The sequence below is a fragment of the Pseudomonas fluorescens genome, assembly GCF_000968015.1.
Lineage (GTDB): Bacteria > Pseudomonadota > Gammaproteobacteria > Pseudomonadales > Pseudomonadaceae > Aquipseudomonas > Aquipseudomonas fluorescens_W.
In genome coordinates this window covers 1-14,514 of record NZ_LACH01000059.1, presented here as the reverse complement: position 1 = coordinate 14,514, position 14,514 = coordinate 1, and the positions used below count along the sequence as shown (strand labels likewise).

Below are 14,514 nucleotides of genomic sequence, written 5' to 3'. Positions count from 1 at the left end.
CATTTTCCAGAACACAGCAACTTGGCGAGTTACGGCTCAAGCCCGATGGGGAAGAACTCGCCAGCGCTCCACACGCCCAACCAGCGCTGCCCGTCGATCTCGCGGGTGACGGCCAGCTCCACCAGTTGGTAGAACACGTTGCGATGGATCAGGGCTTCGAGGTTGGTGCGCACATGCACGTAGGGCGCAGGTTCCTGCGTGACCGGGTCGATCACCACGCGCATCGGGTGTTCGGGGCCGGCCTCGGCGGTCTCGTCAACATTGGTGGTGAAGCGCAAGACCTGGGTTTCACCCTCGCCTTCGACCTCCACGGCAATCGCCACGAAGGGCGCGTCGTCGACCTTGATGCCAACCTTCTCGACCGGGGTGATGAGGAAGTAATCGTCACCATCGCGGCGAATGATGGTGGAGAACAGCTTGACCATCGGCTTGCGCCCGATCGGCGTGCCCAGGTAATACCAGGTGCCATCACGGGCGATCCGCATGTCGATGTCGCCGCAGAAGTCGGGGTTCCACAGGTGAACCGGCGGCAAGCCTTTGGTTTTGGGGATTTGCCCCAACAGATCGTTGGCTTTTTGCGGGCCACTCATGGCGTTCTCCTTTTGAATTACTGGTCGCTGAGCCCCAGCAGGCTGCGCGCGTATTGCTCCAGCGGCGGGCCCATCAGGTCTTCTGGCTTTTTGTCGTGGAACGTCAGTAAACCGCCACGCCCCTTGATGCGTGCAGTATCAATCAAATACTGGGTGCTGGTCTCGATCAACATGATCTGAATCACGCCGCCATCGATACCGAGGCGATCCAGGGCTTCCTGATCGAGCCATTCGTCCGAGTTGCCGATACGGTCATCAGACTTCGCGAAACGGGTATAGAGCAGGTAATGGGCACCGGCGGCACGGGCTTCGCCCATGGCTTGATCAAGACCTTCCGGAGCACGGGCGCGGCGGACCATGGGGAAGTATTCGACAAAGCCATCGAAGGCGACTTCGGCTATCACGTTAGGTCGTGGGTAGACAGTACTGCCTGGCGGCACAAAGGCGCCCTGGGCGATATAGACGAATGAGTCCGGTTGAATGCGCAGGTTATTCACACGGCGGCTGTCGCTATGGTCGAGCAACCCCGCGTCGCTCATGTGGTAGCGAGTCCCTTCAGCCAGATCGCTGACATTCATGCAGCCACCAAGCGCCAAAACGGCCAGCAGCAAAACCAGGCTACGCATCCTACCCTCCAGAGGCCGGTGACGGAAAACCGGCGAATGGCCATGGGATGCAGCTTCCGCGCCAGCTCTTAAAACATCAGCGTCTTGTAAATCGCTCTCGCGAGCAGGCTCGCCCCCACAGGGGAATGCATTTCACCTGTGGGAGCGAGCCTGCTCGCGAAGAGGCCCGATTAGCCGCCGATGATCTTCATGATGGTCGCGCCACCGGAGAACGCCACTTCCTGCTTATCACCCAAGGCTTTCACCAAGAGTCTCTGCAAGGCGGGCAACGCTTGATGACGGGGCTTGTCCAGCAGGTCGCCGACATAGTGGCGGTTGCTCGACGACAGGCAGCCGTGCAGCCAGCCCGTGGAGGACAGACGCAGCCGAGAACAGGTGCGGCAGAAAGGAACGCTTTCGTTGGCGATAATGCCGAAGTAGCCCTGCCCCGGAATCTGGTAACGCACGGCGGTGGCGTCTACCGGCGCATCGGCCTGAAGGTATTCGTAGCGCTCGCCGATCAGGCTGAGCAACTGTTGAAGGCTGACAAACTGTTGCAGGAAAGCATTGGAGTCGCTGGCCAGGTGCCCCATACGCATCAACTCGATGAAGCGAAGCTCGTAGCCGCGCTCCAGACAGTAATCGAGTAGCGGCATTACTTGATCGAGGTTCTGCCCACGCAGCGGCACCATATTGACCTTGATCTTCAGGCCGGCGGCACTGGCCTGATCCATACCGTCGAGCACAGTCGCCAGATCGCCGCCACGGGCAATGCTACGAAAAGCGCTGGCATCCAGGGTATCGAGGGAAACGTTGATGCGACGAATGCCGGCATCCACCAGCAGTGGCAGCTTCTTCGCCAGCAGCTGACCGTTGGTGGTGAGGCTGATGTCCGCCAGGCCCATCTGCCCGACAGCGGTCATGAAGGTTTCGAGTTTGGGGCTGACCAGCGGCTCGCCGCCGGTGATGCGCAAACGCTCGATACCGGCGGCCTCGATCAGATAGGCCACGCCACGCGCCATGGACTCGGCCGACAATTCATCCTGCGCAGCGACCAACCGCTTGCCGTTGGGCACGCAGTAGGTACAAGCGTAATTGCAGGCTGAAGTCAGACTGATTCGCAAATTGCGAAAACGCCTGCCTTGACGGTCAACGATCATGGACTACTCCGGCGGAAGAATATTCGGACCGCTAAAACTTGACTCACAAATCAAGTTTTAGCAAGTCCTATGCCTGAGTATATTCCTGCGGTACTGCACCACGTAGCGAAATCATGGCGCAATAAGGCAACTGAATGGTTCAGCTGCTCGGGGTGTCGGTATCGCGCTTGCGCTTGTTGCCCATGCGCACGCCGATGTCCATCAGGAACTGGAAGAAGCCTTCCTGATCTTCCAGCACATTGCTCCAGAACGGCGAGTGATACAGCGCCACGGCACCGTGCACCAGCGCCCAGGATGCGCAGTAATGGAAATAAGGCGGTACGTCTTCGAGCTTGCCTTCGCTGATCCGGCCCTTGATCAGCAGGGTCAGGCGTTCGAAGTTCGAGGCGCGAATCTTGTGCAGCTCCTCGACCATCTCCGGCACCTGATTGCCCTTGACCACCTTCTCTTCCAGGCGATCGAACAACCGATAGCGTTGAGGGTCGCGCATGCGGAATTCGAAGTAGGCCCGGGACAGGGCTTCCTTGTCCTTGTCGACATCGGCCGAATGCAACAGCTCGTTCAAATCGCGCTCGTAATCGAGCATCAGGCGCAGATAGATCTCGGCCTTGGATTTGAAGTGCTTGTAGATTGTGCCTTTGCCGATACCGACGGCATCAGCAATCATCTCGACGGTGACACTGTCTTCACCTTGATCGAGGAACAGCTTGAGCGCGGTATCGAGAATTTCTTGCTCGCGGCGACGAAACTCACGGACCTTACGAGGTTCTTTATGCATAAGAAAAGGTCTGTAGGGGTCAAAATTCGAAGCCGCGTATTATGCCTAACTTGCGCAAAAATGCACGGATCATCCGACCATATATGTGTTTCTTGATGAATTCCGACGGCCTCGCAGATTAATGAGAACTCAACCGAAGCGCCCGTATTCCAAATTTGTTTAAAAACCGGCGCCGGTAAACTGGACGAGGCGCAATAGTGATCAATACTTCAACTGTCGGCGGGACATCTCCCCCAAGTGTTGCGCCGATATAGGTACCAACGGACCGCGTGCCTTTGTTTTACTCCTAATGGTCTTAACCCGGATTCACCCCCCAGAACCCGGGTTTTTTTTGCCTGCGATTTAACCTTTCACATGCGCCAGCGGAAACAGTCGCTTGAAGTTCTCGGTGGTTTGCTCGGCAAACCGCTCGTAGGGCTCACCTCGCAACATTGCCAGAAATTCCGCTACGTCGCGCACGTACTGCGGCAGGTTCGGCTTACCGCGATGAGGGATCGGCGCCAGGTAAGGCGAGTCGGTTTCCACCAGCAATCGATCAGCCGGCACTTTACTGGCCACGTCACGCAGAGCGTCGGCATTGCGGAAAGTGACAATCCCGGACAAGGAAATGTAATACCCCATGTCCAATGCTGCTTTGGCCATGTCCCAGTCTTCGGTGAAACAATGCAGCACGCCAGCCTGGGGCAGCGCCGCTTCGCGCAACAGGCTCAACGTATCGGCGCGGGCACCACGGGTGTGGATGATTACCGGTTTGCCCGTCTGCTGCGCCGCTTGTAGATGCAGGCGAAACGACTCCTGCTGCAACTCCGCTGCTTCCGGCTCGTAGTGGTAATCCAGACCGGTTTCACCGATCGCCACCACACGCGGGTGGTTCAGCTCCTGTAACAGCCAATCCAGCGCTGGCGCGGCGCCCGGCTGCACGTCCAGCGGATGCACGCCAACCGAACAGTCGACGTCGTCGTAACGTTCGGCCAGGGCTTTGACGTCGGCGGCATTCTCGACGCTGACGCCGATACACAGAAAGTGCCCTACCCCGCGCAGACGGGCGGCGTCCAGTGCAGCATCCAGGGAGCCGTCATGGGCGGCGAGGTCGAGGCGATCAAGGTGGCAATGGGAATCTACGAGCATAAAAGGGCTGCAACTTACATCGTATGAGTGGGACGGTCGGACTTCAGGGCTCCGGCCAGATGGGTTTCGATTCGACTGCGCGCGGTATTGTCGCCATCGTTGAATTGTACGCCGACCCCGGCGGCCCGGTTGCCCTGCGCACCTTTGGGGGTGATCCAGGTGACCTTGCCGGCGACCGGAATCTTCTCCGGCTCGTCCATCAGGTTCAACAGCATGAATACCTCATCGCCCAACTTGTAACTCTTGTTGGTCGGGATAAACAGGCCACCGTTCTTGATGAAAGGCATGTAGGCCGCGTAAAGCACAGACTTGTCCTTGATCGTCAGGGACAAAATGCCGTTGCGCGGCCCAGGATTGACGAGTTCATTCATGCTGACCTCCGTTGCTGATGCTCAGAGTCTAAGCACAGACGATCACTTCTGGGTAGGCAAACCCACCCATTGCACCAACAGCGCCTCCAGCAACAACACCCGATTGAGGTTGGCTTTGCTCATCACTTTCTGGCGCTGGGCGAGGATCCAGTCCTGAATATTCAGGACCTTGTCCTGGCCGGCTTTCTGCGCCAGGTACTGAATCACCTTGCGCATGTCCGTCAGTCCCAGGCCTTCTTCGTCCTGCGTCAGCTGATAGCGCAGGATCAGGCTCGACCAGTCGCAGAACCAATCGAACAGCAACAACAGCGGAATCGCATTCCAGCCTTCGGCCAGTTGCGTTGGTGACTGTTGCTGCTTGAGCAACTTCTTCACGCCATCGACCACCAGCGCCCGCTGCTCGCGCACGCCCTGGGCCTGCAAGTTGACGGCGGCCAGTGGCGAACCGGCGGCCAGGGTCAGCAACTCGACACGCTCTTCTTCCGAGCAGTCCGGCAAGGCTTTCGCCAGCCATGCAAGACTCATGGCTTCGCTCGGCAATGGACAAGCCTGCTGCACGCAGCGGCTCTTGATAGTCGGCAACAGACGACTGGTCTGGTGGCTGACCAACAGCAAAACGGTATCGCCGGAAGGCTCTTCAAGGCTTTTGAGCAAAGCGTTGGCGGCGTTGATGTTCATCGACTCGACCGGCTCGATCAGCACCACTTTGCGGCCGCCCATCTGCGCGGTCTGAACCACGAAGCTGACCAGATCACGAACCTGATCGACCTTGATCGCCTTATCGGCTTCTTCCGGTTCCAGAATGTAGTTGTCAGGGTGACTGCCGGCCTTGAGCAACAGGCAGGATTTGCATTCGCCGCAAGCATCGTGGGCGGCGCTCGGACGTTGGCACAGCAAACTGGCCATCAAGCGCTCGGCCAGCGCACGCTTGCCGATCCCGGCCGGACCATGCAACAGATAGGCGTGAGCATGTTGCTTGCGACCAGCCAAATGCTGCCAGAGACTGTCCTGCCACGGATAGGCTTCAGCCACGGGTCAACTCCAGCAGGCGCGGCAACAAGGCATCCAGTGACTGCTGAACCTGCGCCAACGGCTGGGCGGCATCGACCAGGACATAACGCGCAGGATCCGCTTCAGCACGCTTGAGGAAGGCACTGCGCACTGCATCAAAAAAGGTTCTGCCTTCGAGTTCGAAGCGATCCAGACGACCGCGAGCGCTGGCGCGGGCCAGGCCCACTTCCACCGGCAGATCGAAAATCAACGTCAGGTCCGGGCGCAGATCGCCCTGGACGAAGGTTTCCAGGGTCGCGATGCGCTCCAGCGACAGGCCGCGACCGCCGCCCTGATAGGCGTAGGTCGAATCGGTAAAGCGATCACACAGGACCACCGCACCGCGGGCCAGCGCCGGGCGAATCACCTCGGCCAGATGCTGGGCTCGCGCGGCGAACACCAACAGCAACTCGGTGTCGGGGTTCATGACTTCGTCAACCGGCGCCAGCAGCACTTCGCGGATCCGCTCGGCCAACGGCGTGCCGCCTGGTTCGCGAGTCAGCACGACCTCGATACCAGCGGCGCGCAGGCGCTCGGCCAGGTATTCGCGATTGGTGCTCTTGCCGGCCCCTTCCGGGCCTTCCAGGGTAATAAACAAGCCAGTCACAGGCAGTCCTTAGTCAGAGTCATTGCGGGCTTTGCGGCGCGGTTGCATCCAGTTCGGGCGCGGGTGCGGCTGCGGGTTCTTGAGTGGGCTCTGGAGCAGATTCCGTTGAGGGCGACGGGTCAGGCGCTTGCGGCTCTGCTGGCGCCGCCTGAGCAGGCTCTTGCGGCGGCACTTGGGGCAAAGCCTCTGGGGCTGTGTCGGGAGAAGCAGCCGGGATCGGTGCCTGCTCATCCGTCGCCTCTGGCGCCGTGGTCGGCGCCGGGCTGGAGCGGTAGTCGGCACGGCGCTTGATCTGGAACTCACGCACAGCGTTATTGTGCGCGTCCAGATCATCGGAGAACACGTGGCTGCCATCACCACGAGCAACGAAATAGAGGCTATTGCCAGCCACCGGATTCAGCGCTGCATGAATCGCTTCGCGGCCGACCATGGCGATCGGGGTCGGCGGCAGCCCCGAAATCATGTAGGTGTTGTACGGCGTCGCTTCCTTGAGATGGGCGCGAGTCAATTTGCCGTTGTAACGATCACCGAGGCCGTAGATCACGGTCGGATCAGTCTGCAACAACATGCCCATTTCCATGCGCCGTACAAACACGCCAGCGATTTGCCCGCGCTCCTGCGGCACACCGGTTTCCTTCTCCACCAGCGAGGCCATGATCAGCGCCTGATAGGGTTCGGTGTACGGCACGTCAGCGGCGCGCTGGCTCCATTCCTTGGCCAGGACTTCGTCTAGGCGGTCGTAGGCTTTTTTCAGCAGCTCGACATCGGTCATGCCGCGCACGAAGCGATAGGTGTCAGGGAAGAATCGTCCTTCCGGAAAAATCCCGGTGTGGCCGAGCTTGTCCATCACCTCGCTATCACTCAAACCGTCGAGGGTCTTTTCGAGTTTTTCATCCTTGGCCAGAGCAGCGCGGACCTGATGGAAATTCCAGCCCTCGACCAGGGTCAGGCTGTACTGAACCATTTCCCCGCGTTTCCACAGGTCAATCAGGCCTTCGACGGTCATGCCGGGCTGCATGCGGTATTCGCCCTTGTGCAACGGTTGCTTGGCGAGATTGAAGCGCCAATACACCCGCAGCCAGAAAGCGTCCTTGATAACGCCATCGGCTTCGAGTCGATAGAAGGTGCGAGTCGGTGTCGTGCCTTTTGGCACTTCCAGCAGCTCTTCTTGAGTGATGTTCAGCGGCTGTTTCAGCGCCGAATGGATTTTCCAGGCAGAAGCGCCCAGACACAGCCCTGCCAGAACCAATCCGGTTTCCAGCAACAGCAAGAATTTACGTCTCACGTATCAAGCATCCAGTAGCGCGCGGGCAATGGTTTGGAGTTTACGGGTGAGCGGACCAACCGGCCAGCTCAGTGCGGCATAGGCGCGCACCGGCCAAACGCCATACACGCTGTTGCAGACAAAGACTTCATCAGCCCATTGCAGCTGATCGAGGGTGATATCGGTGATTTGGGTGGGGATCCCCAATGACTCGGCTTGAAACAATAATTCGGCACGCATCACGCCGGCCACGCCGCAGCGCTTCAAATCAGCGGTGATCAGCACGCCATCGCGGATCAGGAACAGATTGCTGAACACGCCTTCAATGACGCGCCCGGCCTGATCGAGCATCAAGCCTTCAGCATGATCGGTGTCTTGCCATTCAGAGCGGGCGATGACCTGTTCAAGACGGTTCAGGTGTTTGAGTCCGGCGAGCAGAGGCTGCCTGGAAAGCCGCGTCGCACAGGGGAACAGGCGAACGCCCTGCTCCGCATTGGCCGCAGGATAAACCGCAGGAGGGTTGCCCAGCATGATGCGGCGCGCCTGAGCCGAAGGATCGGGCGCATAGCCGCGCGCGCTTTCGCCACGCGTGACGATGAGCTTGAGCACACCTTCGCCCAACGCTTGGGCATAGGTCAGCAACTCAGTGCACACAGCCGCCTGATCGAGATTAATTGCCAACCGCTGGCAACCCTTGACCAGACGCACCAGATGCCGATCCAGCAGCACCGGAGTGCCGTCGTGTACAGCGATGGTCTCGAACAGACCATCGCCGTAAGCCAGGCCGCGATCCTTCAGCGACAAAGCGTCAGCCGGCTGACCGTCGACCCAGCTGTCCATCAGTCAGCGAACCGACGGAACACCAGCGAGCCGTTGGTACCGCCAAACCCGAAGGAGTTGGACAACACCACATCGATATCCATATTACGCGCGGTATGCGGTACGAAGTCGAGGTCGCAACCTTCGTCCGGCTCATCAAGGTTGATGGTCGGCGGCGCTACCTGGCTGTTGATCGCCAGCACACTGAAGATCGCTTCGACCGCGCCCGCCGCACCCAACAGGTGACCGGTCATGGACTTGGTCGAACTGACGGCCAGCTTGTAAGCGTGATCGCCGAACACCGACTTGATCGCACAGGCTTCGGCAAGGTCGCCGGCCGACGTCGAGGTGCCGTGGGCGTTGACGTACTGAACCTGGTCGCCATTGATCTTGGCATCGCGCAGCGCATTGATGATGCAACGTGCAGCACCCGCGCCATCGGCCGGAGGCGAAGTCATGTGGTAAGCATCGCCACTGGTGCCAAAGCCGATCAGCTCGGCATAGATCGTCGCGCCACGGGCCTTGGCGTGCTCCAACTCTTCGAGAACCAGAGCGCCGGCACCGTCGGACAGCACGAAGCCATCACGGCCCTTGTCCCATGGACGGCTGGCGCGGGTCGGCTCGTCGTTGCGGGTCGACAGCGCGCGGGAGGCACCGAAGCCGCCCATGCCCAGACCGCAAGCCGCCATTTCAGCGCCGCCGGCAATCATCACGTCGGCTTCGTCGTACATGATGTTGCGTGCCGCCATGCCGATGCAGTGCGTACCGGTGGTACACGCGGTGGCGATGGCGTAGTTAGGTCCCTGTGCGCCCAGATGGATGGACAGGAAACCGGAAATCATATTGATGATCGAGCCAGGTACGAAAAACGGAGAAATCCGTCGTGGGCCGGAATCATGCAGGGTGCGGCTGGTTTCTTCGATATTGGTCAATCCGCCAATACCCGACCCCATGGCCACGCCAATGCGCTCACGGTTGGAGTCGGTGACTTCCAGACCGGCGTTACGAACTGCCTGAAAACCTGCGGCCAGACCGTATTGAATGAACAAGTCGAGCTTGCGAGCTTCCTTGACCGACAGGTATTCCTCGACATTGAAGCCCTTTACCGAGCCGCCAAAACGGGTGGAATAGGCAGAAAGGTCGGTGTGTTCGATCAGACCAATGCCACTGCGGCCAGCCAGAATGCCCTGCCAACTGCTCGGCACATCCGTGCCCAGTGGCGACAACATACCCATACCGGTGACTACGACGCGTCTACGCGACACAGCACTCTCCTTTTTCAAATGACGACTTTGCATCAGGCCTAAAGAAAAAACCGCACGCCATGATGGCAGTGCGGTTTTTCCATGACAGCAAGCAACGATTACAAGCTATTAAGCCTGGTGGTTTGTAACGTAATCGATTGCAGCTTGTACAGTAGTGATCTTCTCAGCTTCTTCGTCAGGGATTTCGGTCTCGAATTCCTCTTCCAGAGCCATCACCAGCTCAACGGTGTCAAGGGAGTCGGCACCCAGGTCTTCAACGAAGGAAGCAGTGTTGACCACTTCTTCTTCTTTAACGCCCAGTTGCTCAGCAACGATTTTCTTGACGCGCTCTTCGATGGTGCTCATACCTTGTTTTCACTCCTAATGGACAAATTCAGGCAGCTGGCCAGTGGGTAAGTGTATAGAAAGACTTTTCAGTTTTTCAACTGAAAGCTTCACTCCTCAAACCCGACGACCCTCTGCCTATAAATAGATTGCAGCTTTATAACGGATTTTAGACAGCTCGTATGACATTTTTTTGAAGCGATCCGTCACATTTAACTCATGTACATCCCGCCGTTCACCGGGATTGTAGCCCCAGTAACGTAAGCCGCACCGTCGGATGCAAGAAAAGCGACCACAGACGCGATCTCTTGAGCTTGTCCCAGACGGCCCAGCGGAATCTGCGTCTGCAAGGCTTCACGCTGTGCCTCGGGCAGTTCGCGGGTCATATCGGTGTCGATGAACCCAGGGGCCACCGAGTTTACCGTAATCGAACGCGAACCGACTTCACGCGCCAGTGAACGGCTGAAACCTTCCAGACCGGCCTTGGCGGCTGCGTAGTTTACTTGGCCTGCGTTGCCCATGGCACCCACAACCGAGCCAATACTGATAATTCGTCCCCAACGGGCTTTGGTCATACCGCGCAAAACGCCCTTGGACAGGCGGAACAGACTGTTCAGGTTGGTATCGACGACGTCATGCCATTCGTCATTTTTCATGCGCATCATCAGATTATCGCGGGTGATACCGGCATTGTTGACCAGGATCGCCGGCGCACCGAACTGCGATGTAATGCTCGCCAGCACTGCAGCAACGGATTCGTCGCTGGTGACATTGAGTTCCAGGCCAGTGCCTTGAATCTCGTTTTCTTTCAGGGTTGCCGCAATGCGCTCGGCACCCGAGGCAGACGTCGCGGTGCCGATAACGATGGCGCCCTGACGACCCAGTTCCAGGGCGATAGCCTGGCCGATACCGCGGCTCGCGCCAGTGACCAGTGCAACTTTACCTTGCAGACTCATGCAGGCTTCTCCTGATTCAAGCCAGCGCTGCGCGAGCGGCAGCGAAGGCGTCGGGGGTATTGAGGTTGGATGTCGACACGCCTTCGGCGCAACGCTTGTTCAAGCCAGCCAGCACTTTACCTGGGCCGCATTCGACCAACTGGGTAGCACCTTTGGCGGCCAGCGCCTGAACCGATTCGACCCAGCGTACAGGCTTGTAAAGCTGCTCAAGCAAATCGCGCTTGAGGGTATCCAGATCGGCCGGCACAGTGGCGCTGACGTTCTGAACCACCGGAATCTGCGGCGCCTGCCAGTCGATCGCTGCGATCGACTCGGCGAAACGCTCGGCCGCCGGACGCATCAGCTCGCAATGGGACGGCACGCTGACCGGCAATGGCATGGCGCGCTTGGCACCACGGGCCTTGCAGCCTTCGATGGCGCGCTCGACCGCTGCCTTGGCACCGGCGATGACCACCTGGCCAGGGGAGTTGAAGTTGACCGCACTGACCACTTCGCCTTGCGCCGCTTCGGCACAGGCTGCCAGCACATCAGCATCGTCCAGACCGAGAATGGCGGCCATGCCACCTTGCCCGGCCGGAACGGCTTCCTGCATCAACTGACCACGGCGTTCAACCAGCTTCACCGCGTCGCCCAGGCTCAGGCTGCCCGCAGCGACCAGAGCGCTGTATTCGCCCAGGCTGTGACCGGCAACATAAGCCGGACGCGCGCCGCCTTCAGCCAGCCACAGACGCCACAAGGCAATCGAGGCAGTCAGAATGGCCGGCTGGGTTTTATCGGTTTGATTGAGTTGCTCTTCCGGCCCTTGCTGGGTCAGTGCCCACAGGTCGTAACCCAGAGCATCGGAAGCTTCTTTGAATGTTTCGAGGACAACCGGATGTTGCGCGCCCAACTCGGCCAGCATGCCGAGGGACTGCGAACCCTGTCCCGGAAAGACGAATGCGAGGGAAGCAGACATGTAACAAGCCCCTAATGATCTTGTCGTCGGAGAATTGACGTCCCGCTTGGAGGACGCAAGAAACTGACAGTTGGATGGCAAATTGAACTGAGCGGTCACATTTAAGCATTGTCCGACGAAAACGCCTAAAGCAACAAATCTTCCAGGCGACCGTGAATACGTTCCGGCAGGTTTTCCTGGATCTCGATCAAGGCACGCTGAATCGCACTCTGGAAGCCCTGAACCCCCGCCGAACCATGGCTTTTCACCACAATTCCCTGCAACCCGAGGAAGCTTGCGCCGTTATGCCGCGCAGGCGCCAGATCAGCTTGCAAGCGCTTCATCAGCGGCAGCGCCAGAGCGCCGACCACTTTAGACGCGAGGTTTTTCTTGAACAAGGCTTCGATGCGCCCGGCAATCATGATCGCCAGGCCTTCGCTGGACTTGAGCAGGATATTGCCGACAAAACCGTCACATACCACCACATCCGCCTCGCCACGGTACACACCGTCACCCTCGACAAAACCGATGTAATTGATGCCGCGAGCACCCTGCAACAAGGTGGCCGCCAGCTTGACCTGTTGGTTGCCCTTGATGTCTTCAGTACCGATGTTCAGCAGCGCCACTCGCGGACGAACGATGCCCAGGGTTTCCGCCGCCACCGACCCCATCACAGCGAACTGCAACAGATGCTCGGCGCTGCAATCGACATTGGCGCCCAGGTCGAGCAACTGGCAATAACCCTTCTGCGTAGGAATCGCCGCCACCATCGCCGGCCGATCAATGCCTGGCAAGGTCTTGAGCACGAAACGCGACAACGCCATCAGCGCACCGGTATTGCCGGCACTGACACACGCCTGGACCTTGCCATCGCGCAGCAATTCCAGCGCCACGCGCATCGACGAGTCGGGCTTGCCGCGCAGGGCCTGTGCAGGTTTTTCGTCCATAGTGATGACTTCGGACGCCGGAGCAATCGACAGGCGCGAGCGATCCACAGCCGATTGGCCAGAGAGCAATTCTTCAAGGAGGGAGGGTTGACCGACGAGGGTCAGGTGTAGCGAGGGCGTAGCAGACAGGCAAGCAAGGCTGGCCTGAACAATGCTGCGGGGACCGAAGTCCCCGCCCATTGCGTCAATCGCGATGACTTGAGCAGACAAGTGATTACTCGTCAGCGCCCTTGTCGATCACTTTACGGCCACGGTATACGCCTTCTGGCGATACGTGGTGACGCAGGTGAATTTCACCGGTGGTTTTTTCTACAGACAGAGTGCTTGCCGTCAGGGCGTCGTGCGAACGACGCATGTCACGGGCAGAGCGGGATTTTTTGTTCTGCTGAACAGCCATAATTGATTAACTCCTAAACGTTTGGGTCACGCTTTAACTGCGCCAATACACTGAACGGGTTGGACCGCGTTACCTCGTCCTCGCTCGGTTCGGGCTCATCGAGACCCGCCGGCTGCTGGCATTCTTCCGGATGATGAGCAGGCACAATGGGCAAGGCGAGCAGAAGCTCCTCCTCGATCAGTGACTGCAGATCCAAAGGATCTTCGCCCAGTTCCAGCACGTCATAACCTTTCGGCAACGACTGGGTATTCGCACCCTCCTTCACCACAGCATAACTGCATTCGCTATGGATCGGCAGGGTGACCAGCTCAAGACAACGCTGGCAAACCATTTTGACTTCGGTGTCGATAAAGCTGTGGATTACCACAGACTTACGTTCATCTCGTTCAAAAACGAATTTAGCCTGCACCGTACCGACAGTGTCGGAAAGCGGGTCGCAGAGTCTCTCCAAATCGGCCAGCAGCAGTTCACCTTGAAGGGTGGTGCCACGATCAGCCAATTTGCGCGGGTCAACGTGAGGTGGAATCGGGTCATTCAACATAGGCGCAGCATTATAGGGATGCCCCCAGCCATGTCAAAGGAAATTCAGCCCTGTCCGTCACTTGCAAGCCTCCGCTAGAATTCGCGCCTGTCTTCTGGAGATGCGCATGCTGCCTTTATTACTCGCTTCAAGCTCGGTTTATCGCCGGGAATTGCTGGCCCGCTTGCAGCTGCCGTTTACCTGCAGCTCGCCGGATATCGACGAAAGCCATCGCCCGGGCGAGTCCGCCATCGCGCTGGTCAAGCGCCTCGCCGAGGAAAAAGCACGTGCGCTGGCCGGCAGCCACCCCGCTCATCTGATCATCGGCTCCGATCAGGTCGCGGTACTTGGCGAACGGATTATCGGCAAACCGCACACCTTCGAAAAGGCCCGCGAACAATTGTTGGCTTCGAGTGGCGCCAGCGTGACCTTCCTCACCGGCCTGGCGCTGCTCAATAGCCAGACCGGTGAATGCCAGGTCGACTGCGTGCCGTTCACAGTACACATGCGCACGCTCGATCAGGCGCGCATCGAACGCTACCTGCGCACCGAACAGCCCTACGACTGCGCTGGCAGCTTCAAGGCCGAAGGTTTGGGGGTGAGCCTGTTTCAAAGCACCGAAGGCCCTGACGCCACCAGCCTGATCGGCCTGCCATTGATTCGCCTGGTCGACATGTTGCTGGCCGAAGGTGTGCAGACACCTTAAAGATCAAAAGATCGCAGCCTCGTTTCACTCGACAGCTCCTACATTGAAATGCATACCCCTTGTAGGATCTGTCTGTCTAGTCCTGAAATAGGT

The 14,514-nt window shown here is 58.8% G+C and carries 18 protein-coding genes; 1 reads left to right on the top strand and 17 read right to left on the bottom strand.

The window, feature by feature from the left end:
- Positions 1 to 29 precede the first annotated feature (29 nt).
- The 17 genes from VD17_RS24705 to VD17_RS24625 form a co-directional block, all read right to left on the bottom strand.
- Entirely contained in the window at positions 30 to 590 is a 561-nt protein-coding gene (locus tag VD17_RS24705) for a DUF1285 domain-containing protein (RefSeq protein ID WP_046056103.1), read from the bottom strand.
- Between the two features lie 17 nt (positions 591 to 607).
- Positions 608 to 1,216 carry a DUF4823 domain-containing protein gene (locus VD17_RS24700; protein WP_033056964.1) on the bottom strand — a complete coding sequence of 203 codons (609 nt, stop codon included), beginning with the start codon at positions 1,214 to 1,216 and terminating at the stop codon, positions 608 to 610.
- Between the two features lie 170 nt (positions 1,217 to 1,386).
- Complete coding sequence (locus VD17_RS24695) at positions 1,387 to 2,355, bottom strand: GTP 3',8-cyclase MoaA (protein WP_046056102.1); 969 nt, start codon at positions 2,353 to 2,355, stop codon at positions 1,387 to 1,389.
- 139 nt (positions 2,356 to 2,494) lie between these two features.
- Positions 2,495 to 3,133 (bottom strand): TetR/AcrR family transcriptional regulator, encoded by a 639-nt coding sequence (locus VD17_RS24690; RefSeq protein WP_008152317.1) that lies wholly within the window; start codon positions 3,131 to 3,133, stop codon positions 2,495 to 2,497.
- Between the two features lie 342 nt (positions 3,134 to 3,475).
- Positions 3,476 to 4,261: a TatD family hydrolase gene (locus VD17_RS24685; RefSeq protein ID WP_046056101.1), complete on the bottom strand. Its 786-nt coding sequence runs from the start codon at positions 4,259 to 4,261 to the stop codon at positions 3,476 to 3,478.
- 14 nt (positions 4,262 to 4,275) lie between these two features.
- Entirely contained in the window at positions 4,276 to 4,632 is a 357-nt protein-coding gene (locus VD17_RS24680; protein ID WP_033056958.1) for a PilZ domain-containing protein, read from the bottom strand.
- A 42-nt stretch (positions 4,633 to 4,674) separates the two neighbouring features.
- A complete protein-coding gene (locus VD17_RS24675; RefSeq protein WP_033056957.1) occupies positions 4,675 to 5,664 on the bottom strand; it encodes a DNA polymerase III subunit delta' in 990 nt (329 codons plus the stop codon).
- Positions 5,657 to 6,289, bottom strand: coding sequence for a dTMP kinase (tmk, locus tag VD17_RS24670; RefSeq protein ID WP_008152325.1), 633 nt, complete (start codon positions 6,287 to 6,289; stop codon positions 5,657 to 5,659). Before tmk ends, VD17_RS24675 begins: the two co-directional genes overlap by 8 nt.
- 19 nt (positions 6,290 to 6,308) lie before the next feature.
- Positions 6,309 to 7,574: an endolytic transglycosylase MltG gene (mltG, locus tag VD17_RS24665; RefSeq protein WP_046056100.1), complete on the bottom strand. Its 1,266-nt coding sequence runs from the start codon at positions 7,572 to 7,574 to the stop codon at positions 6,309 to 6,311.
- Between the two features lie 3 nt (positions 7,575 to 7,577).
- Positions 7,578 to 8,393, bottom strand: coding sequence for an aminodeoxychorismate lyase (pabC, locus tag VD17_RS24660; protein ID WP_046056099.1), 816 nt, complete (start codon positions 8,391 to 8,393; stop codon positions 7,578 to 7,580).
- Positions 8,393 to 9,637 carry a beta-ketoacyl-ACP synthase II gene (gene fabF / locus VD17_RS24655; protein ID WP_046056098.1) on the bottom strand — a complete coding sequence of 415 codons (1,245 nt, stop codon included), beginning with the start codon at positions 9,635 to 9,637 and terminating at the stop codon, positions 8,393 to 8,395. The genes pabC and fabF overlap by 1 nt, the downstream gene beginning before the upstream one ends.
- Positions 9,638 to 9,745: 108 nt before the next feature.
- Positions 9,746 to 9,982: an acyl carrier protein gene (gene acpP, locus VD17_RS24650; RefSeq protein WP_003442511.1), complete on the bottom strand. Its 237-nt coding sequence runs from the start codon at positions 9,980 to 9,982 to the stop codon at positions 9,746 to 9,748.
- 191 nt (positions 9,983 to 10,173) lie between these two features.
- Positions 10,174 to 10,917 (bottom strand): 3-oxoacyl-ACP reductase FabG, encoded by a 744-nt coding sequence (gene fabG / locus VD17_RS24645; RefSeq protein ID WP_046056097.1) that lies wholly within the window; start codon positions 10,915 to 10,917, stop codon positions 10,174 to 10,176.
- 16 nt (positions 10,918 to 10,933) lie between these two features.
- Positions 10,934 to 11,872, bottom strand: coding sequence for an ACP S-malonyltransferase (fabD, locus tag VD17_RS24640; RefSeq protein WP_046056096.1), 939 nt, complete (start codon positions 11,870 to 11,872; stop codon positions 10,934 to 10,936).
- Positions 11,873 to 11,997: 125 nt separating this feature from the next.
- Positions 11,998 to 13,008, bottom strand: coding sequence for a phosphate acyltransferase PlsX (plsX, locus tag VD17_RS24635; RefSeq protein ID WP_080932064.1), 1,011 nt, complete (start codon positions 13,006 to 13,008; stop codon positions 11,998 to 12,000).
- A gap of 4 nt (positions 13,009 to 13,012) precedes the next feature.
- The gene (gene rpmF, locus VD17_RS24630; protein WP_008152339.1) at positions 13,013 to 13,195 is read right to left on the bottom strand and encodes a 50S ribosomal protein L32; all 183 of its coding nucleotides are present in this window, start codon (positions 13,193 to 13,195) and stop codon (positions 13,013 to 13,015) included.
- Between the two features lie 13 nt (positions 13,196 to 13,208).
- Positions 13,209 to 13,736: a YceD family protein gene (locus VD17_RS24625; RefSeq protein WP_004371317.1), complete on the bottom strand. Its 528-nt coding sequence runs from the start codon at positions 13,734 to 13,736 to the stop codon at positions 13,209 to 13,211.
- Between the two features lie 106 nt (positions 13,737 to 13,842).
- Here VD17_RS24625 and VD17_RS24620 point away from each other — a divergent pair, with 106 nt between their 5' ends.
- On the top strand, positions 13,843 to 14,421 hold the full coding sequence (locus tag VD17_RS24620; RefSeq protein WP_046056094.1) for a Maf family protein: 579 nt from the start codon (positions 13,843 to 13,845) through the stop codon (positions 14,419 to 14,421).
- Positions 14,422 to 14,514 lie beyond the last annotated feature (93 nt).